Below are 20,184 nucleotides of genomic sequence, written 5' to 3'. Positions count from 1 at the left end.
CCCACCCCCCTTCTCGTTTTAAACACCCCACCCGGGCTGCTCAAGACCCCCCACCACCAACCCCCCCGCTTCGTGATGTCTGGCGGAGGATCAGCCCTGCGGGGCGCTCATCGCCAGGCTCTTGATCAGAACTTCCTTCTTGGGGTGGCCACCGCCGGCCGATTGGCCGAAGGCGTTGTCGTGCCCCGCCGCGGCGACCTGCTTGACGATGTCCATGCCACTGGTGACGGTGCCCAGCACCGTGTAGTCCGGGTCCAGCTCCGAGTCGCCGTAGACGATGAAGAACTGGCTGCCGGTGCTGCCCGGCTGCTGGGACTTGGCCATCGCGATCACGCCCTCCGGGTAGGCCGGGCGCTTGTCGGTCGGGAGGTTCTCCTCGGCGAACCGGTACGTCGGGCCGCCCATACCGTCGGTCTCGCGGTAACCGGCACCGGTGGCGCTCGGATCACCGCACTGGAGCACCTGCAGGCCCTCGGTGACCAGTCGGTGGCACTTGGTGTTGTCGAAGAACTTCTTCTCAGCGAGGTGGGTGAAGCTGGCGGCGGTGCACGGGACGGCCGCCAGATCCAGCTGCGCGACGATCGGGCCGAGATTGGTGTCGAACGTCATCACCTGGCTACCGGTGTTCTTAGCCTCGGTCGGCGGTAGCCCGACGTCCTTGGTCTGCGGGCTGCGCTCCTCCGGTGCCGCCTCGACCCAGCTGCACTGCGCCATTCCGGCGGCCTGGGTCGTCCCCTGGTCCTTGTCGTCGCCAACGAGGCTGGTCACCAACCACACCGTGCCGGCCGCGACCAGCACCAGGGCTGCACCCGCGCCGATACCGGCCTGTAGCCGACGGCGCTTGCGGGCCTGGGCGGCACGCTCGGCCATCTCCTTTTCGAGTCGTGCCCGCGCCGCAGCGCGCTGCCGCTCTCTGGTGGACGTCACGGTGGCTCCTCCTGGGCTGTCTGGGCGGTGCGTATCTAGTCTGCGGTCTGTCCGTGGCCGGGCCGGTCAGGACTTCGCGGCTGCGGTCGGGCTGGCGGTGGCGGTGGCCGACGGTACGGCGCTCGTGCTCGGCTCGGCGGGCGTGCCGGTGGGGTCGACCTCGCCAACAGTGAGGCTCTGCACCACCACGTCCGTTTTCGGCGTCACCTTCGAGCCAGAACCATTGTCCACGGTTTCCAGGGCACCGATCTTCTGGACCACGTCCAGTCCAGCGGTGACCTTGCCGACAATCGGGTAGCCGGGCTGCGCCGGGCTGAAGTCCTTGAAGAAGATCAGGAACTGGCTGCCGTTGGCCCCGGGGGCATTGCTGGTCAGCGCCACCGTGCCCGCCGGGTAGACCGCCGGCTGGCCCGGTGCCGGGCTTGCCGCCGGAGCCGAGGGGATGTTCTCACTGAGGAAGGAGTACGTCGGGCCGCCCTGCCCGGTGCCGCTCGGGTCGCCGCAGCGCAGCGCCCCCTCGTCAGTGATCTCGTGGCACTTGGTGTTGTCGAAGAACGAGTTGCTCGCCAGGTGGGCGAAGCTCGCCCCCGCGCACGGCGCGTTGCCCAGGTCGAGGGCGACGGTGATCGGAGCGCCCTGGTTGGTGGTGATGGTCATCGGGCGGGTGCCGGCGGTAGGCAGTCCCGTCGTGGCCGGCTGGCCCACCTCTTTGAGATTGCTGTTACCGGACGAGTCCTGAGGAGTCCAGGCGCAGATCTCCTTGGCAGTCGGGGTGGGCTCGCGGTCGAATCCGCCGAGCGCCCAGACCGAGCCGAGTACGACCAGTGCCAGTGCCACTGCCGCGCCGATACCGGCCTGGATCTGGCGCTTCCGTCGGGCGGCAGCCGCCCGACGGGCCATCTGTCGATCGAGCTTTGCCCGCGCCAGTTTTCGCTGCCGGTCCCTGCTGGAAGCCACCCGCGCTCCCCTTTCCTCTGACCCGGATCCCGTGGCGGACGGCAGGCTGCCGTTGTCGGGCGTCAAGTGCGCCACGCCACACGCCCGCCAGAGTGTACGGCTATCTGCTGAGAAAGTGGTGTACGAGGTCGACCGCAGTGGTGATCGGACAGCATCATTGTTGCCACTGATACCAACGGGAGTGGTGTGTGCCCGCGAAAAGCAGGATGGAGCGACGGATAGTCTTTCCAGGACGACAACCGTGGACGGGAGGATATCCGACGTGTTCATCGCCGGTTTTCCCGCTGACTTCCTGGGCACCAATTGTTATGTGGTCGCCCCCGCTGCTGGCGAGCAGTGCGTCGTGGTCGACCCCGGTATGGGGGTCCTGGACCAACTCGACGCCGTACTCGCTGAGCATCGACTCCAGCCGGCCGCCGTCCTACTCACCCACGGGCACCTCGACCACACCTTCTCGGTGACCCCGGTCTGCGGTGCGAAGGGCATCACCGCCTACATCCATCCGGCCGACCGGGAACTGCTCGCCGATCCGACCAAGGCGCTGTCGACGGACCTGAGCCAGATGTTCGGCGGCCGGTTGCCGTACACCGAGCCGGAGGATGTGGCCGAGCTGACCGACGGCACCACGATCACCCTGGCCGGGCTGGAGATCACTGTCGACCATGCTCCCGGCCATACCGGCGGGTCGGTGCTCTTCCGACTGCCGGCGGCCGGCTCTCCGTTCGAGGCGGACCAGCTCTGCCTCTCCGGGGACGTCCTGTTCGCCGGTTCGATCGGCCGCACCGACCTGCCGGGCGGCAGCATGCCGGCGATGTTGACCAGCCTGCGGGACAAGATCCTCCCGCTCGCCGACGACACCGTCGTGCTGCCCGGCCACGGACCCGCGACCACCATCGGCCGCGAGCGCGCGAGTAACCCGTACCTGCGGGAGGTCGCTGACCGCGACGGCGCGCGCCCGGCCGGTCCCACCCGAGGCTGGTAACCCCACCGCGCAGCTTGAGACGGCGCGCGGAAGTCAAGGAGCATGATGAGCAAGCCCACGCCGATCTCCGGATTTCCCGAGTGGCTGCCACCGCAGCGGATGATCGAGCAGTACGTCCTGAACCACATCCGTAACACCTTTGAGTTGTACGGCTTCGCCCCGCTGGAGACCCGGGCGGTGGAGCCACTGGACCAGCTGCTGCGCAAGGGGGAGACCTCCAAGGAGGTCTACGTGGTGCGGCGGTTGCACGAGGATCCCGCCGAGCCGACCGCCGACGACGCCCTCGGTCTGCACTTCGACCTGACCGTGCCGTTCGCCCGGTACGTGCTGGAGAACGCCGGCCGGTTGCAGTTCCCGTTCCGGCGCTACCAGATCCAGAAGGTGTGGCGCGGGGAACGGCCGCAGGAAGGGCGCTATCGCGAGTTCCTCCAGGCCGACATCGACATCGTCGACCGGGACACGCTGCCCGCGCACTACGAGGCGGAGTTGCCGCTGGTGATCGGAGACGCGCTCAGCGGGCTGCCGCTGGGCCAGTCCGCCGGCCAGTCGCCGATCCTGATCCAGGTCAACAACCGCAAGGTCTGCGAGGGGTTCTACCGGGGGATCGGGCTGACCGACCCGGAGGCGGCGTTGCGGGCGGTGGACAAGCTCGACAAGATCGGTCCCGACCGGGTGGCGACGCTGCTGGTGGACACCGCCGGGGCCAGCCCGGCACAGGCCAAGGCGTGCCTGGCGCTGGCCGAGATCTCCGCGCCGGACGCCTCGTTCGCCGAGGCGGTGCAGAGTCTGGGCGTATCGGATCCGCTGTTGGACGAGGGCCTGGCCGAGCTGGTCGCGGTGGTGGAGACGGCCGCCGCGCACTCGCCGGGGCTCTGCGTGGCCGACCTGCGCATCGCCCGAGGGCTCGACTACTACACCGGTACGGTCTACGAGACCCAGCTGCGTGGCTACGAGCGGTTCGGCTCGATCTGCTCCGGCGGCCGCTACGACAACCTGGCCACCTCCGGCAGCACCCGGTTTCCCGGTGTGGGCATCTCGATCGGGGTGTCCCGGCTGCTCGGTCTGCTCTTCGGGGCCGGGGCGTTGACCATCTCCCGGAGCGTGCCGACCTGCGTGCTGGTCGCGCTCGGGGCCGAGGAGCAGCGGCCGGCGAGCAACCGGATCGCTGACGCGCTGCGCCGCCGGGGCATTCCGACCGAGGTGTCCCCGTCCGCCGCGAAGTTCGGCAAGCAGATCCGGTACGCCGAGCGGCGCGGCATTCCGTACGTCTGGTTCCCTGGGGTCGACGGGGCAGCCGACGAGGTCAAGGACATCCGCTCGGGTGACCAGGTGCCGGCCGTACCCGAGGTGTGGAGCCCACCGACGGCGGACCTGCGACCCGCCCTTGGGTGAGATCCATTGGCGTTTCGCGCGTTCTTAACCTACGGTGGCGTAAGTTACGCCACCGTAGGGAGACGCCGTGACCGCTCGCACCGCCCCGCTGAGTCAAACCGCCCTGCTTACCGAGCTCGAACCCGTCGTCGCGAGCAACCTCGACCGGCACCTCGGGCTCGCCAAGGAGTGGTTCCCCCACGAGTACGTGCCGTGGAGTGAGGGGCGGACCTTCGACGGCCTGCTCGACGGGGAGGCCTGGACACCCGAGGACTCGAAACTGTCCGACGTGGCCCGTACGGCGCTCGTGGTCAACCTGCTCACTGAGGACAACCTGCCGTCGTACCACCACCAGATCGCGACCCTGTTCGGTCGGGACGGTGCCTGGGGGACCTGGGTGCACCGCTGGACGGCGGAGGAGGGGCGGCACGGGATCGCCATCCGCGACTACCTGACCGTCACCCGGGCGGTCGACCCGGTGGCGCTGGAACGGGCCCGGATGGTGCACATGTCGACCGGGTACAGCAACGCCCACGACAGCGAGATGCTGCACTCCATCGCGTACGTGTCGTTCCAGGAGCTGGCCACCCGGATCTCGCACCGCAACACCGGCAAGGCCACCGGCGACCCGGTCTGTGAGCGGCTGCTGGCCCGGGTGGCGGCCGACGAGAACCTGCACATGGTCTTCTACCGCAACCTGCTCGCCGCCGCGTTCGAGGTGGCCCCCAGCCAGGCGATGCGGGCGGTGGCCGACGTGGTCGCCGACTTCCAGATGCCCGGCAACGGGATCGAGGGGTTCGCCCGCAAGTCGGTGGCGATCGCCCTGGCTGGCATCTACGACCTGCGGCAGCACCGGGACGAGGTGCTCGCGCCGGTGCTGCGCCAGTGGGACGTCTTCAACGTGTCCGGGCTGGACGCCGACGGCGAGGCCGCCCAGGAGCAGCTGGGCCGCGAGCTGGAGGAGCTGGACCGGGCCGCCACCCGCTTCGAGGAGAAGCGGGACGCTCGGCTGGCTCGGCTCGCCAAGCGCTGAGGCATAGCTTGCCCAACGCTGAGGCGTTAGGAAGGGCCCCTTCCTATCTGAAGTTTTGTAGTTATGCGGCGGCTGCGGCCCACGCTCGTTGGACTTCTTGGATTTCTTCGGGTGTGGGCTGGGCTGGGTGGGTTGGAGAAAATCGGGCGGCGATCAGGGTTCGGCGGAGCTTGGTGAGCATGTCCTCGAACGCTGGTTCGGTTTTGGTGGTGTACCAGGGTGACAGTGCGGCACGGTCGTTGATGTCTTGTGAGTGGTAGCCGTGGCGGGTGTACCAGACGGTGACGATGCTGAGGGTGATCAGCCCGAACGGGACGGTGCGTTCGACCGCTCGTGGGACGCGGTTGCGGGCTTGGCCGACTCCGAGGAGTTGTTTGGCGTTGGCGATCGTGGTTTCGATGGACCAGCGGGCGGCGTAGCGGGCCACGACCTGGGCGGGTGGGGTGTGTAGGTCGGTGGTGACCAGGGCCAGGTCATAACCGGTGGTTGCGGGTTCGCGTACGAGGATGATGCGGACCTGGCGGGTGCCGAACGCCCCGTACCACAGGCAGGTGCGTGTGGTGATGCCGATGGTGTCACGCTGGCCGTAGCGTTCGATGGTCACGTTCTTCCAGGTGAGGGTTTCGGCTAGGTCGGCAGGGGTGCCCAGGCGGGGGCCCTTGAGTCGTGGTCGGCCGCGCTGGCCGGCGCGCCGTGGTCCGGCGATGTCCTGGAGGACAGCGTTGCGTTGTAGCCGGCAGGTCCAGGTCACATCGGGGGGTAGCGTCTTGCACGCGGGTCCGTGGTAGGCCGCGTCACCGGTCACGTGCAACCGGCGTCCGAGTGTCCCGGCCAGCATGGTGACCAACGCGGCGGCGTGGTCGACCTTCGACACGTGCTGTTTAGGCCGCCACAGTCGAAACAGCACCGGCAGGCACACCGGCCGTGCCGGTACCGGCAGCCGCAGCACGATCCCGACGATCACCCAGCAGTTGCCGTAGCCGAACTTGCGGGTCCCCTGCGCGGCCCCGTCGTGTTGCCACCCGGCGGCATGGACCTTGCGCCCGTACCGGCGAAACAGGGTGTCATCGACAACAACCTCGACCGCCGCGTCCGCTGGTAGGAACATGTCCACGATCAGCGTCGCAAGGGTCAGACCGAGTGTGTCCGGGCACCACCGGGCCCGGGCGAAGAACCAGTGCGCCCGCCCGTGATGGGCCAGACGTGACAACCCGGCGGCGATCCACATCCCACACACCGTGCGCCGGTGCACCGCCGCGACGTGCCCCACCAGCAACGCGCAGAACGTCACGAACGACGGCGCGGTGAAACATGAACGTAGCGGCTGCACCAGCGATGCCAGCGACGGCGGTAGGGTTACAGACGGAAGCATCAGCGGATAACTCCCCACACAGGGCGTTTTAGGCACCGCTGATGCTTCCGTCTATCTACCGCGAAGGCCACCACCCGCGACCCCGCGCGTCGCGCACCCCCACAGTTGATCTACAAAACTCCGAAACTGCAGTTCCTATGCAAAAAGCGATAGGAAGGGGCCCTTCCTAACATCTATTCGGTGCGGAGGCCGTCCGGCTTCAGCAGCCGCCACAGCGCCGGCAGGCTGAGCCCGGTCACCAGCAGTACGACCGACAGCGCGAGACCGGACATGCCGAGGATGCTCGGCCAGTCGAGGCGTACCCGCTCGCTGGTCATCTCCAGCAGGACCGCACCGAGTGCGGTGCCGATGACGACCGCCAGCAGCAGTCCGAGCAGGACCGGGATGGCCGCTTGCCAGAGCACCGACCAGCTCAACGTGCTGCGCTTGGTGCCGAAGGCAACCAGCACCGCCAGCAGTCGACGCCGTTCCCGTAGGTGCTCCAGGGTGCCGACCAGCAGACTCAGCGCCAGCAGCGACAGGGTCGCCACCACGCCGACGTACAACCCGCGTTGGATGCTGGCGAATCGGTTGGTCGCTTCGCTCTCCTGGAAAATGCTGACGCGGGCCAGCGGGCTGATGCCAGCTGCGGCGTTGCGGACCAGTTCGATGGCGTCTGGAGCGGCCGGGTCAAGGCGTAGGTAGACCGTCAGGTCCAGCTTCGACAGCCGGGCCGCCTCGACCGCGCCGGGGGTGGCCAGGATCCCGGAGTGCAACCGTCCCACCGGGTCCGGCCGGGGGATGGCCGTCCGCGCGTCGGCTGGCACCGTCCAACTCCGGTACGTCGAGTCGCGCGAGCTGAGAATCTCGATCGGCTGTCCGGGAGCCGGTGGAATCGGCTCGCCGGTGACTTCCGGCTGTTCCGGCGGTACGACGAACACGTCGCCGTCGGTGCAGCGGTCCCACGTGACCAACTCGGCCAGGGACAGGCAGTCGCCGATGAACAGAATGCTGGTCGGTTGGTCCTGATCAGGCTCGGGCGTGGAGCCGGCGGTCCGGAGGGTGGTGTGCGCGAGGCTGGCGACGGGCGTGACGCCGGAAAGCGCGGTGAACCGCTGGGTGGTCGTCCGGGCCGTGTCCTGGTCGGCACCATCCAGGTGGACCATGGCCTGGGCGCGGGTGACGTCCTGCCCGGTGTACCGGGTGTAGTTGTCCGCGATCCCGGCGAACAGCATCTGTAGTGCGATGCCGCCGGCGACCGCCACGGCGATTCCGTTGACCATTCGGGCCGAGGTGCCGCTGTCGAGTTGCAGCCGGCGCACCGCCAACTGCCAGGACAGGTCACCGCTGCGGGGTAGCCGGTGTACCACCTTCTCCACCAGCCACGGCAGCAGCGCGGTCACGCCGACCAGCAGCAGTAGGACGCCGACGACGACCTGGGTCTGATTGAACGTGCCCCCGGTCTGACCGACTCCGCGTAGCAGCGGAATGAGCAGCCCGGCGCCGACGACCGGCAGGAGCAGCCGCCACCAGAGCCGACGGGTGACCCCGCCGGACTTGCGGACCACTCCCAGTGGCTCGATGACGATCCGACGCAACGCCAGCAGGGTGACCCCGACCGACGCCGCCGGTACGGCGAGCAGGATCAACGTGGCCAGAACGGGGTCCGGCCGGACGTACTCGGTGAAGACGCTGAGCCCCTGCAGGGTGATCAGCTCGATGAACTGCCGGCCGACGAGGAAGAAGGCGACCCCGGCGGCCAGTCCCAGCGCGGACAGGAACAGCGCCTCGCCCGCTGCCATCCGCCGGGCCATCCCGCTGTCCGCGCCGACCAGGCGAAGGGCGGCCAACCGACGGTCGCGTTGCGCCCCGCCGAAGCGGATCGCGGTGGCGATGAAGACCGCGACCGGCAGCAGCAGTACGACGAACGCGATCACTACCAGCAGGAGGAGCACCGGGTCCAGGCCCTCGTCCGGGCCCGCGTCGAATTCGCCGAACCGGTCGATCCGGATTACCGCACCACCGTGACTGAGCTGGTCACTGCCGAGATAGAACGTGTACTCGTTGGGCTCGCTCAGTCCGGCGTCGTCGATGATGCCGACGACGGGCTGCGGCAGTCGAGGGCGCAGCAATGTTCCCTCGGGGGAGGTCAGTAGCTCGGCCAGCTCGGGGGAGACGAGCAACTCGTCCGGACCGGGCAGTCGGGTGATGCCGGGCGGGATGGGGGCCTGCGGGCCTTCTGGCTGCAGGATCCGACCCCGGATGGACCTGCCCCGGTAGTGGGTGCCGGCCTCGGCGATCAGGAGTGTGGCCGCTGAGGCCGATGGTTGCTCCGCACTGAAATGCAGGTCGTTACGCGCGGCGGCCCGGTCGGAGCGGCCGTCCATCATGGTCGAGAGGGAGGCCGCCAGCAGCAGCAACGCGACACCCAAGCCGACTCCGACGGCGGCCATCCCGGTGCGGAGCAGGCCGTCGCGACCTCCGGCGGCGGCCATCCGGGCCCCGAGCAGCAGCTCCCGGGTCCAACGAACTACGCCCGGTTGCCGGTACGTCGGGTCGTTTGCGCGGGTCACGGTGCCACCAGCGTGGTGTCCCGGGCGAGGCCGTCGCGGACCACGATCTCCCGATCGGAGTACGCCGCCACTCGTGCTTCGTGGGTGACCAGGGCCACGGCGGCACCGGTCTGTCGGGCGGCCTGGGTGAGCAGTTGCATCACCCGCTCGCCGTTGAGCGAGTCGAGCGCGCCGGTGGGTTCGTCGGCGAAGACCACTCGGGGTTCGGTGACCAGTGCCCGGGCGACCGCGACGCGTTGGCCCTGCCCACCGGAGGCTTCACCGGGCCGTTTGGCGGCCACGTCGGTGACCTCCAGCCGGTCGAGCCAGTCGAGGGCCCGCCGTTCGGCCTCCTTGCGCTTGACGCCGTCGAGCCGCAGCGGCAGGGCGACGTTCTCCAGGCACGTCAGTTCCGGTACGAGTTGGCCGAACTGGAAGACGAACCCGAATTCGCCCCGACGCAGCGCGCTGCGTTCCCGGTCGGACATTGCCGACAACTCCTGGCCCCGGTAGTGCACTTGGCCCGAGTCGGGCCGAACGATGCCGGCGAGGCAGTGCAGCAGGGTGGACTTGCCCGAGCCGGACGGGCCCATGATGGCGACGATCTCGCCGGCCGCGATGTGTACCGACGCGCCGGCCAGGGCGGGTGTGGACCCGTACGCCTTGTGCAGGTCGGTCGCGGCGAGCAGCGGGGTGGTGGTGGGCACGTCGTACTCCGGTGGGGGTGAGGTGTTCATCCGCGGACCGTCGCAGCGAGTTGGTCGAGCCGTGCGGTGGTCAGTTCCAGCCACCGCAGGTCGGCTTCCAGGTGGAACAGCGCGTGGTCGCAGATGAGCTGGTCGGCGAGGTCACCGCCGGCCTTGCGGCGGGTGAGTTCGCGCATGAGACGCAGGTGTTCGGCGCGCTGGGTGTCCAGGAGTTCGACGGCACCTCGGCCGGTCAGCAGGGCGAGTAGCACCTTGGTGTAGAGGGTGCTCTGCAGGTAGGCGTCCGGCTTCTCCGGCTGGGACAGCCAGCGTTGCACGTCGGTGATGCCGGCGGCGGTGATGGTGTAGCGCTTGCGTTCCGGCCCGCCGCCGGGCTCGACCCCGTCGACCTCGACGAGTCCCTGCTTCAGTAGCCGAGCCAGGGTCGAGTAGACCTGGCCGTAGTGCAGTGGGCGGCTGTGCGCGAACCGTTCGTCATATTCGCGCTTGAGGTCGTAGCCGTGTCGGGGTTGGGCTTCCAGGAGCCCGAGGAAGGTGTGTCCGACTGACATGTCGAAGGACTATACGCGAGGCGTATACACCGCGTGTATACGCCTCACGTATAGCTGTTGAGCAGGTGTTATCTGGATCGGGTGTCAGTTTCCGTGTCCGGGTGGGGGGCTACCAGCCGAAGCCGGCGGCGTACGACACATCGGCGAGCACCCGCTGGCCGCTCGCGTTGGGGTGGAAGTAGTCCCAGCCGGAGAGCTGCCCGAGGGTGAATGGGTAGTTGAACACCGCGTTGCCGTCGAACTTGCAGTTGGCGCCGTATGCCGCACACGCCTGGGCGAGCTGGGTGTTGAAGTCGGCGACCCGCTGACGTACCCGGGCGCGACGGTCGACGTCAGCCTGAGCGGTGGAGGTCGGGTTGGCCAGCAGCGACTGGCAGATGCCAAACAACGACCAGGTGTTTCGGGCGCTCGAGCTGTCCTTGCCGACGAACCACAGCCGGTGTACGTCCGGAATGCTGATCAGGTAGACCTTGGCGTTCGGCAGGCCCGACTTCAGTTGGTTGAGCGCCGCGTCGATGTTGGCCCGGTACGTGGTCACCGACGTCATGCTCGACTCGGAACTGGTGCAGGCATCGTTCGCGCCGATCAGCATGGTGACGTACCCGACGCCCTGGGAGACCGCGGTGCTCGCCTGGCCAGCCATGTCGGCGGACTTCGCGCCGGACTTCGCGTCGTTGTGGTTGCGGCCGTTGATGGCGGAATTGACCGCCCGGATGCGCGGGTAGTGGCCGTTGACCGAGGAGTCGTCGCCGGTGCTGAACGAGCGGGAGGTGCAGTCGACGTACCAGCCGCAGGCGTTGAAGCCCCGGGTGATCGAGTCGCCCAGGCTCGCCATCGAACTGGGCGGGGGACCTGGATCTGCGGCTGCCGGGCCAGCTGCCGGGGAGGCGCTGGCGGGGGCGGCGGCCAGTGCGGCGGCTGCGGTGACGGCGGAGAGGAGGATGGGGAGGAGACGGCTGCGTCGAGCGAGCGGCATGGTGGCCTCCGGATCGCGGTAGGACCGGGGGAGCGGAGCTCCGGTGGCCGGGATCGTATAGACGTCAATCACTTGTTACAACCGCTGGTCGGCTGCTGTCGAGGGTGGGGAGAATTAGCATTCAATCGGTTGTATTCGATCTCGTGTGCGCGAATAATCCTCGCCCCGTACGCGAATGGTCCTTACGCGTACACGAAGGCCCTGCTGGTTTCGACGTGTTGGCTGGTGCGCGTTCGGACGCTGACTGGCGAGCGTTCGGATGCCGACTGGCGCGCTTGGGCGCTGGCTATCGCACGTCGGCGACGGCGGTCGAACGACGTGCCACGCGGCGGGTCGCCAACACCACGACCGTTGGCCAGCACGCCTGAGTGCCGGCGGCTATCCGTTCGGACAGACCAATCCATGAACCACGGGACTGAAGTTCGAGCGCGAACCAACCCACCAGTACGAGCAGGAACCCGGTGACCGCCAGCGCCACCGGTGGTCGCAGCGCCCAGACCAGGCTGCTCACGGGTACCCCGGTCGGGCGCCCCACCAGTACGGCCCCGGCCGGCCAGATCGCGACCGAGAGGCAGGCGATCGAGGCGGTGACCCCGTGGGCATCGGAGGGGCCCGCCTCGGGTTGCGGAAACAGGGTGACCAGCATGGTGGCGATCCCGCCGATGGCCAGGATGGCCCGGCCGGTCACCGGCACCGGGCGCAGGCCGGCGGCGGTCACCACATAGCAGAGGCCGACGGCCAGCAGGGTGACGTTCATGATCCAGCGGTCGGCGGCACCGTTCGCGGCGAGTTCGCTGATCGTGTCGTTGACCCCGTTGTAGCCGTCGGGCTGCCGTTCACCTGCCACGGTCCAGCCGGCGAAGAGCAGCACCGGTGCGGCGGCAGCCGACGGTAACGTCCACCATGGCGGAGGTCGCACGCGGTAACCGTATGGTCACCTAAGAGTCGGGTGGTTCGAAATCCGGGAACCCGGCACGTTCCAGAACGGTGCTTTGACCGGTGCGGGATGCCGGCTGTCCGGCCCGTCCTGACCGAACGCCGGACCACCCTGACAGAATGCGGGGCAGCACTCGTACTCCGGTGGGACCGCGACCAACGCGGGCCATCCGGACGCTCGGTACCCGTGAGGAGACGCTTTCCGTGATCCGTACCCATGACGCCGGCAGCCTGCGCGCAACGGACGCCGGCACGACGGTGACGCTCGCCGGCTGGGTGGCACGCCGACGCGACCACGGCGGCGTGATCTTCGTTGACCTGCGCGATGCCTCCGGCGTGGTCCAGGTGGTGTTCCGCGAGGAGATGGAGTCCGCGCACGCCCTGCGCAACGAGTTCTGTGTCCGGGTGACCGGTGAGGTGACCCGCCGGCCCGAGGGCAACGAGAACCCGGAGCTGGCCACCGGTGAGATCGAGGTGACCGCCACCGTACTGGAGATCCTCTCCGAGGCGGCGCCGCTGCCACTGCCGGTGGACGACCAGATCGAGGCCGGCGACGACGTACGCCTCAAGTACCGCTACCTCGACCTGCGGCGCAGCGGCCCGGCCGCCGCCCTGCGGCTGCGCTCCAAGGCCAGCCAGCTGGTCCGCAACGTGCTGCACGACCGGGACTTCCTGGAGATCGAGACGCCGACGCTGACCCGCTCCACCCCGGAGGGCGCGCGGGACTTCCTGGTGCCGGTACGCCTCCAGCCCGGCACCTGGTACGCCCTGCCGCAGTCCCCGCAGCTGTTCAAGCAGCTGCTGATGGTCAGCGGCATGGAGCGCTACTACCAGATCGCCCGGTGCTACCGGGACGAGGACTTCCGGGCCGACCGGCAGCCGGAGTTCACCCAGCTCGACATTGAGATGTCCTTCGTCACCCAGGACGACGTGATCGAGCTGGGCGAGGCGATCGTCGGCACGCTCTGGAAGGAGCTGGCCGGGCACGAGATCAGCCTGCCGATTCCCCGGATCACCTGGCACGACGCGATGGACCGGTACGGCTCCGACAAGCCCGACCTGCGCTACGGCGTCGAGCTGACCGAGCTGACCGACTACCTGCGCGGCACCGAGTTCCGGGTCTTCGCCGGGGCGATCGACGCGGGCGGCTACGTCGGTGCGGTGGTGATGCCGGGCGGCGCTTCGCAGACGCGTAAGGAACTCGACGGCTGGCAGGACTGGGCCAAGGCGCGCGGTGCCCGGGGCCTGGCCTACGTGGTGCTGGACGCCGAGAGCGGCGAGGCTCGTGGCCCGGTGGCCAAGAACCTGTCCGAGGCACACCTGGCCGGGCTGGCCGACGCGGTCGGGGCCAAGCCGGGTGACGCGGTCTTCTTCGCCGCCAGCACCAATCGTCGCGAAGCGCAGGAACTGCTCGGCGCGGCCCGGATCGAGATCGCCAAGCGGGCCGGGCTGATCGACGAGAGCGCCTGGGCGTTCTGCTGGGTGGTCGACGCGCCGATGTTCGAGCCGGTCTCCGACCAGGGAGCCGGCGGAGCGGGTGGCTGGACCGCCGTGCACCACCCGTTCACCTCGCCGAACGCCGACTGGCTGGACCGCTTCGAGTCCGCGCCGGACGAGGCGCTGGCCTACGCGTACGACATCGTCTGCAACGGCAACGAGATCGGCGGCGGTTCGATTCGTATCCACCGGGCCGATGTGCAGCGTCGCGTCTTCGAGCTGCTGGGCATCACCCCGGACGAGGCGAACGACAAGTTTGGCTTCCTGTTGGAGGCGTTCAAGTACGGCCCGCCGCCGCACGGCGGCATCGCCTTCGGCTGGGACCGGACCTGCATGCTGCTGGCCGGGGCGGACTCGATTCGCGAGGTCATCGCCTTCCCGAAGACCCGGGGCGGGTTCGATCCGTTGACCAGTGCGCCGACGCCGATCACCGCGCAGCAGCGTACGGAGGCCGGTGTCGACGCCAAGCCCAAGCCGCCCGTACCGCCGGTGCACACCGGCACCGCCGGCGTCTCCGCCCCGGTCGAACCCTCCTGACCCACTCGCCCCGTCTTTCCCCGTTGATCAAGAGATTTGCGTCACGCGGCACGTGTCCACCTGACGTAAATCTCTTGATCAACACGGTCTGAGAGGTAGGGGCCGGTGACGCTGCTGGTGGTCGGGGCGAGTGGACACCTCGGGGGTGAGGTGTGTCGCCGGGCGCTTGCGGCGGGACAGCGGGTGGTCGGGACGTACCACCGGGCACCGGGTGCGGTCGAGGGTGTGGACTGGCGGCCGTTGGAGGTACGGGATCGGGCTGCCGTGGGCGCGCTGATCGGCACCCTGCGGCCCCGGGCCGTCGTCAACTGCGCCTCCGAGTACGCCAGTTGGGCGGTCACCGCGGACGGAGCCGCCCACGTGGCGCTCGCCGCCGCCGAGGCGGGTGCCCGGCTGGTGCACCTGTCCAGTGACGCCGTACACGGGGGACGCTCCACTGCCTACCTCGACGACGAGCCACCCGCCCCGGTCTTCCCGTACGGGGCGGCGAAGGCGGCCGCCGAGACCGCCGTACGACTTGTCGATCCGAGCGCCGCGCTGGTGCGTACCTCGGTGATCGTTGGTGATGCGGCGAGCCTGCAGGTGCAACTCTGCCTCGATGCGATTGCCCAGCGAAACGGCGTCGCCCTCTTCGCCGACGAGATCCGCTGCCCGATTTCGGTCGACGACCTGGCAACGGCGGTGCTCGAGTTGGTCGAGTCCGACCATGTGGGGCTGATCAACGTGGCTGGCCCGGAGGCGGTCAGCCGGGTGGAGTTCGGGCTGCTGGTGGCCCGCGCCCATGGTCTCGACCCGGCCCGGATGCGGACCACCACCATCGCCGAGTCGGGTCTTGTGCGCCCGCCTCAGGTACGGCTCGACTGTGGTCGGGCTACCGCGCTGCTGACCACCCGATTAAAGGCGGTCAGCGAGTTTCTGTCCCGACCCTGACCGTTCGGGTGGCCGTAGGCGTGGCGTCACCAGAGGGGCAGCGGCGAGCCATGGTGCTGGATCGGACACCGCAGGAGCGTATCGCGCACGATCACATGGATCATCGGCCCACGGTCATGCATAAAACTTGTGCACAGATTCTATGCACAGTTATTGTGCATCCATGGCAACGTCTACTCGACCGGCTGGTGACCGTCAGCCCGAGGTCTGGCTCGACAGTCGACAACTCCGCGTCCTCGCCCACCCGCTGCGCTCCCGGCTGTTGAGCGCACTGCGCCTCGACGGGCCCGCCACCGCCACCGGACTGGCCCAGGTGCTCGACACCAACACCGGCGCGACGAGTTATCACCTGCGCCAACTCGCCGAGGTCGGGTTGGTGGTCGAGGAGCCGGGCCGGGGCGCTGGTCGGCAGCGCTTCTGGCGGGCGGCGCATGCCAACCACGGTTGGTGGCTCACCGACCATCCGGACGACCAGGCCGCACTGGACTGGCTCGCCGAATACCAGGTGACCGCCTTCGCCGAAGAGGCGGCCAAGTGGCGGTCAGCGCAGCACCAGATGCCCCGGGAGTGGCAGGACGCGGCTTCGCAGAACGACTACAGCCTTCGGCTCACTGCCGAACGCCTGCGGGCGCTCAACGACGAGTTGGCCGAGGTGATCGTGCGCTACCACAACGAGGCGGCCCGCTCCACCGATGACCAGCCGACCGAGGAGGTGGCGGTCTTCTTTGCCAGCTTCCCGCGCGTGACGCTGGGGAAGCCCGGAGCGCCCGGGAAGCTCGAAACGCCCGACCGTGGCTCGGAAGAGTCCGGAACGCCCGGCCGGGAGCCGGGGAAGGCCGGAGCACCCGATCGTGGGCCGGGGAAGGCCGAAGACGCGACGGCAGACGGGCAGGTGGAGGACTGATGGCGGCGCTCACCGTACGTCAGGTCCACCGTCGCTATCTGATCCTGCACGGCCTGCGTTGGCTGCCCACCGGCCTGCTGATCCCGATCATGGTCCTGCTCATGTTGGAGCGTGGACTGTCCATCGCCCAGTTCGGCATGGTCGTCGCCGTTCAGGGCCTGGTCGTACTCGTGTTGGAACTGCCCACCGCCGGTCTGGCCGACGCGCTGGGCCGAAAGCCGTTGTTGATCGCGGCCGCGGTGATCAACCTGGCGTCGCTTGCGCTCTTCTCCGTTGCCCAGACAGTCGGCTTCTTCCTGGCGGTCTTCATACTTCAGGGGATCTACCGGGCCCTGGACAGCGGCCCGCTCGACTCCTGGTACGTCGACGCCGCGCTCGCTGCCGACCCGGATGCGGACATCGAACGCGGGCTGAGCCACGGCGGTACGGTGCTCGGCCTGGCCATCGGAGCCGGCGCGCTGCTGAGTGGGGGACTGGTGGCGCTCGGCCCGCTCGGCGGGGTCGGCGCTCTGACCGTGCCGGTGCTGGTGGCCGTCGGCCTACAGGTCGCCGCGCTGATCGCGCTGATGCTGCTGCTGGTCGAGGTACGGCCGGCGAAGGGCATCGCGGCGTTGCGTACCTCCGTACGGCAGGTGCCGAGCGCCATCGCGGGTGCCTTCGGTCTGCTGCGTCGGTCCCGGATCGTGCTCGCGCTGGTCGCAGTGGAGTTGTTCTGGGGCTTCGGGATGGTCACCTTCGAGTCGCTGCTGCCGGTCCGGCTGGCCGAGGTGGTCGGTGACCCGGACCGGGCGGCGGCCCTGCTCGGCCCAGCCGGCTCGGCGGCCTGGGTGGCCTCGGCGGCGGGTGCGGCCATAGTCCCGTTCGTCAGCCGCCGGATCGGCGTGGCCCCGGCGGCGGCGCTGCTGCGCATCCTCCAGGGCGCGACCGTCGTCGGGATGGCGCTGATTGCCGGCCCGATCGGGCTGATCGCCGCCTACCTCGCCTGCTACGTCACGCATGGAGCCTCCAACCCACTGCACATGGGTCTGTTGCATCGCCAGGTCGACGGGCCGTACCGCACCAGCGTCGTGTCGCTCAACTCGATGGTGGCCCAGCCGGCCGGTTCGCTCGGCGGGGTGACCCTGACCGCCCTGGCCGGGGCCACCACCACCAGCATCGCCATGCTCGTCGGAGCCGGTGTGCTCGCCCTCGCCGCGCCGCTCTATCTGCCGGCATGGCGGAGCAGGCAGGCCGTCGAGCCGGCCGAACCCCGCCCTTGCTCCGCGTCGGCCACCGGTCGAGGAGCCCACATGGAGATTGACGGACAGTGACGTTGGGTACATCCGGATGGACCTGCCGGATACCCCCACTGGAGGGCCACATGCTTGCCATCGCCGCTGCTGTCGTCTTCGGCTTCACCTTGCTGTTGGACCTGCTCAACAGCAATCTTGGTGCCCCGGACCTGTTCAACTGGCAAACCCTCACCCTGATCGGGCTGCTGCTGCTCGCCCTGCACCTGGGCGGCGTCGGCCACGGTACGGCCGGCAGCGGTCGTCGCTGGTATCGGGGCCGCCGCCCGGGGCGGGGCTGACCTCGCAGGACAGGGACAGCAAGCCACCGGAGAAGCACACATAGCGAGGCCGGCCGGCCAGGCCATGCTTGCCCGGTCGGCCGGCCAGCCACCTCCGGCCCGATTTCAGCGAATTTTCGGCACCTGACACCGGGCCGGTACTGTCTTCCTGATGGAGTCCGACGCCCTGTTCACCCTCGGCAACCCCGGTGGCTCGCCCGGCGCAGCCAGCGGTATCGATGGGTTCAACGCCCCCGACGCGGACTCGCCACTGCCGGTACGGATGCGCCCGACCAGCCTGGACGAGTTGGTCGGCCAGGAGCACCTGTTGGCACCGGGTGCTCCGCTGCGCCAGCTGGTGAGCGGTTCGACACCGATGTCGGTGATCCTGTGGGGGCCGCCAGGCAGCGGCAAGACGACCATCGCGCATCTGGTGGCTGGGGCGACCGACCGCCGTTTCGTGGCCATGTCTGCGCTCACCGCCGGGGTCAAGGACGTGCGCGCGGTGATCGAGGCCGCCCGGCGCGCTCGGCGGGTAGGTGCGATGCCCACCGTGCTCTTCATCGACGAGGTGCACCGGTTCAGCAAGACCCAGCAGGACTCGCTGCTCGCGGCGGTCGAGGACCGGACGATCACCCTGCTCGCGGCGACCACCGAGAACCCCTACTTCTCGGTCATCTCGCCACTACTGTCGCGGTGCGTAATGCTTACCCTCCAGCCGCTCGGGGACGAGGCGGTCCGGTCCCTGCTGCGCCGCGCGGTCGCCGATGAGCGCGGCCTGGGTGGGGCGGTGTCGCTGGAGACCGAGGCCGAAGACCATCTGGTACGCCTCGCCGGCGGCGACGTACGCAAGGCGTTGACCGCGCTGGAGGCGGCGTCCGGTTCGGCCGTGGCCCTGGGGTCAGGCCGGATCGACCTGGCAACCGCCGAGCAGGCCGTGGACGTGGCGGCTGTCCGCTACGACCGGGACGGCGACGCGCACTACGACGTGATCAGCGCCTTCATCAAGAGCATGCGTGGATCCGACGTGGATGCCGCGCTGCACTGGCTGGCCCGGATGCTGGTGGCCGGTGAGGATGCCCGGTTCATCGCCCGCCGGCTGGTCATCTTCGCCAGTGAGGACGTCGGCATGGCGGATCCGACTGCGTTGACCGTGGCGACCGCGGCCGCCCACGCCGTCGAGTACGTCGGCCTGCCCGAGGCCCAGCTCAACCTGGCCCAGGCAGTGATCCACCTGGCCACGGCCGCCAAGTCCAACTCGGCGACCGCCGCGATCGGTGCGGCCATTGCCGACGTACGCGCTGGGCGCGGCGGGTCGGTGCCCCGCACCTTGCGGGACGCGCACTATCCCGGCGCCCGTGGGCTGGGGCACGGTGCCGGCTACCGCTACCCGCATGACGATCGGCGTGGCATCGTCACCCAGCAGTACGCGCCGGACGACCTGGTCGGGATCGAGTACTACCGTCCCACCGGTCACGGCGTGGAGCGGGAGGTCGCGGCCCGGCTCCCGTTGCTACGGCGCATCGTCCGGGGGGAACCAGCTCCCGTCTCGGCCACCGAGCCGAGCAACGGCCGCGTGCCGGCCACCGAGATCGCTAACGGCCAGCCTGTCGCCACCGAGCCGGCCACCGGTCGGGTGACTGTGGCGACAGTGGATGATGTTGAAACGGGTGTGCCAGCGAACGGAAAGGACCCCGTATCGGCGGTCGGCCGTCCGGGTTCGACAAGTACGGACCTGATGGACGACCGGAGAACAGACGACAGCGGCAGGGTGCCTGCCGGGGAGGAACATCAGTGAGATCGCGCGGTTCCGATCGGCCCGAGAACGGCCCCGACGAGCGGCGGGATCCACCGGCCAAGGGACGACGCTGGGGTCGGGGCAGGTCGGAGGGCCCTACCGAGGAGCCGGTCAGCGGCGAAGAACTTGGTTGGATCGCCGACCTGCGTACGGCCAAACAGCAGCGCGCCGACCTGGGGCCGGAAGCGGCTGGCGGCGGGCTGCCGGAGGCGCCGACCATGGGGAGACCACCACAGCCGCCTGCTGGCCGTCCGGTCGAGGCTGCGCCTCCCGGCGGGGAATTTGGACCGGGCAGCCTGCCGGAGGCCGGCACTGGTCGCCGGCAGGCCGGTGTCGCCACGCCCCCGATCGGCGAGCCGGCGGGCCGTCCCGAAGTCACCCCTCCTGGTCGGTCGCCCGCCGGTTCGCCGCCGCCCGTAGTTCCGCAACCTGGCCGTACGCCTGCCGGTCCGCCGCCCGGTCGGCCAGTCTCCGGTCCGCCGTCGCCGGCCGCAGTTCCGCCGCCTGGTCGTGTGCCTGCCGGTCCGCCGCCACCCATAGCTCCTCCGGCCGGTCCGCCGTCGCCGGCCGCAGCTCCGCCGCCCGGCCGTGTGCCTGCCGGTCCGCCGCCATCTGCCGCCCGGCAT

General features: G+C 69.4%; 17 protein-coding genes and 1 pseudogene. 9 read left to right on the top strand and 9 right to left on the bottom strand.

The genetic code is table 11. The features are described 5' to 3' along the window. Positions 1-90: 90 nt before the first annotated feature. The gene (locus ACWDV4_RS21590) at positions 91-927 is read right to left on the bottom strand and encodes a peptidylprolyl isomerase (RefSeq protein WP_449981537.1); all 837 of its coding nucleotides are present in this window, start codon (positions 925-927) and stop codon (positions 91-93) included. Between the two features lie 66 nt (positions 928-993). After that, on the bottom strand, positions 994-1,884 hold the full coding sequence (locus tag ACWDV4_RS21585; RefSeq protein ID WP_449981535.1) for a peptidylprolyl isomerase: 891 nt from the start codon (positions 1,882-1,884) through the stop codon (positions 994-996). A gap of 262 nt (positions 1,885-2,146) precedes the next feature. Between ACWDV4_RS21585 and ACWDV4_RS21580 the strand changes: the two genes are divergently transcribed. The 3 genes from ACWDV4_RS21580 (at position 2,147) to ACWDV4_RS21570 (ending at position 5,270) form a co-directional block, all read left to right on the top strand. Further along, a complete protein-coding gene (locus tag ACWDV4_RS21580) occupies positions 2,147-2,866 on the top strand; it encodes an MBL fold metallo-hydrolase (RefSeq protein WP_449981553.1) in 720 nt (239 codons plus the stop codon). Between the two features lie 45 nt (positions 2,867-2,911). Further along, positions 2,912-4,258, top strand: a complete 1,347-nt coding sequence (gene hisS, locus ACWDV4_RS21575) for a histidine--tRNA ligase (protein WP_449981533.1) — start codon at positions 2,912-2,914, stop codon at positions 4,256-4,258. A 67-nt stretch (positions 4,259-4,325) separates the two neighbouring features. Then, the gene (locus tag ACWDV4_RS21570) at positions 4,326-5,270 is read left to right on the top strand and encodes an acyl-ACP desaturase (protein ID WP_449981531.1); all 945 of its coding nucleotides are present in this window, start codon (positions 4,326-4,328) and stop codon (positions 5,268-5,270) included. Between the two features lie 61 nt (positions 5,271-5,331). Here the strand turns inward: ACWDV4_RS21570 and ACWDV4_RS21565 are convergent, their stop codons facing one another. From ACWDV4_RS21565 to ACWDV4_RS21540, 6 genes are all read right to left on the bottom strand, one after another. Continuing rightward, the gene (locus tag ACWDV4_RS21565; RefSeq protein WP_449981529.1) at positions 5,332-6,642 is read right to left on the bottom strand and encodes an IS701 family transposase; all 1,311 of its coding nucleotides are present in this window, start codon (positions 6,640-6,642) and stop codon (positions 5,332-5,334) included. Positions 6,643-6,815: 173 nt separating this feature from the next. After that, positions 6,816-9,194: an ABC transporter permease gene (locus ACWDV4_RS21560; protein WP_449981527.1), complete on the bottom strand. Its 2,379-nt coding sequence runs from the start codon at positions 9,192-9,194 to the stop codon at positions 6,816-6,818. After that, positions 9,191-9,910 carry an ABC transporter ATP-binding protein gene (locus ACWDV4_RS21555; RefSeq protein ID WP_449981525.1) on the bottom strand — a complete coding sequence of 240 codons (720 nt, stop codon included), beginning with the start codon at positions 9,908-9,910 and terminating at the stop codon, positions 9,191-9,193. Before ACWDV4_RS21555 ends, ACWDV4_RS21560 begins: the two co-directional genes overlap by 4 nt. Beyond that, entirely contained in the window at positions 9,907-10,431 is a 525-nt protein-coding gene (locus tag ACWDV4_RS21550) for a PadR family transcriptional regulator (RefSeq protein ID WP_449981523.1), read from the bottom strand. Before ACWDV4_RS21550 ends, ACWDV4_RS21555 begins: the two co-directional genes overlap by 4 nt. A gap of 109 nt (positions 10,432-10,540) precedes the next feature. After that, positions 10,541-11,479, bottom strand: a complete 939-nt coding sequence (locus ACWDV4_RS21545) for an SGNH/GDSL hydrolase family protein (RefSeq protein ID WP_449981521.1) — start codon at positions 11,477-11,479, stop codon at positions 10,541-10,543. 214 nt (positions 11,480-11,693) lie between these two features. Further along, positions 11,694-12,326: a DUF998 domain-containing protein gene (locus ACWDV4_RS21540; protein ID WP_449981519.1), complete on the bottom strand. Its 633-nt coding sequence runs from the start codon at positions 12,324-12,326 to the stop codon at positions 11,694-11,696. A gap of 221 nt (positions 12,327-12,547) precedes the next feature. Between ACWDV4_RS21540 and aspS the strand changes: the two genes are divergently transcribed. The 6 genes and pseudogenes from aspS (at position 12,548) to ACWDV4_RS21510 (ending at position 19,558) form a co-directional block, all read left to right on the top strand. Next, the gene (aspS, locus tag ACWDV4_RS21535; protein ID WP_449981518.1) at positions 12,548-14,377 is read left to right on the top strand and encodes an aspartate--tRNA ligase; all 1,830 of its coding nucleotides are present in this window, start codon (positions 12,548-12,550) and stop codon (positions 14,375-14,377) included. Between the two features lie 105 nt (positions 14,378-14,482). Further along, the gene (locus tag ACWDV4_RS21530) at positions 14,483-15,307 is read left to right on the top strand and encodes an SDR family oxidoreductase (RefSeq protein ID WP_449981516.1); all 825 of its coding nucleotides are present in this window, start codon (positions 14,483-14,485) and stop codon (positions 15,305-15,307) included. 163 nt (positions 15,308-15,470) lie between these two features. After that, positions 15,471-16,046: pseudogene (locus tag ACWDV4_RS21525) on the top strand (helix-turn-helix domain-containing protein); the annotation flags it as partial. 164 nt (positions 16,047-16,210) lie between these two features. Continuing rightward, positions 16,211-17,521 (top strand): MFS transporter, encoded by a 1,311-nt coding sequence (locus tag ACWDV4_RS21520; protein WP_449981514.1) that lies wholly within the window; start codon positions 16,211-16,213, stop codon positions 17,519-17,521. 50 nt (positions 17,522-17,571) lie between these two features. Then, a complete protein-coding gene (locus ACWDV4_RS21515) occupies positions 17,572-17,781 on the top strand; it encodes a hypothetical protein (protein ID WP_449981512.1) in 210 nt (69 codons plus the stop codon). 151 nt (positions 17,782-17,932) lie between these two features. After that, complete coding sequence (locus tag ACWDV4_RS21510) at positions 17,933-19,558, top strand: replication-associated recombination protein A (protein ID WP_449981510.1); 1,626 nt, start codon at positions 17,933-17,935, stop codon at positions 19,556-19,558. A 375-nt stretch (positions 19,559-19,933) separates the two neighbouring features. Here the strand turns inward: ACWDV4_RS21510 and ACWDV4_RS21505 are convergent, their stop codons facing one another. Continuing rightward, complete coding sequence (locus ACWDV4_RS21505; RefSeq protein ID WP_449981508.1) at positions 19,934-20,170, bottom strand: hypothetical protein; 237 nt, start codon at positions 20,168-20,170, stop codon at positions 19,934-19,936. Positions 20,171-20,184: the final 14 nt, after the last annotated feature.

Source organism: Micromonospora sp. NPDC003197, assembly GCF_053590565.1.
This window is presented reverse-complemented; position numbering and strand designations above follow the sequence as displayed.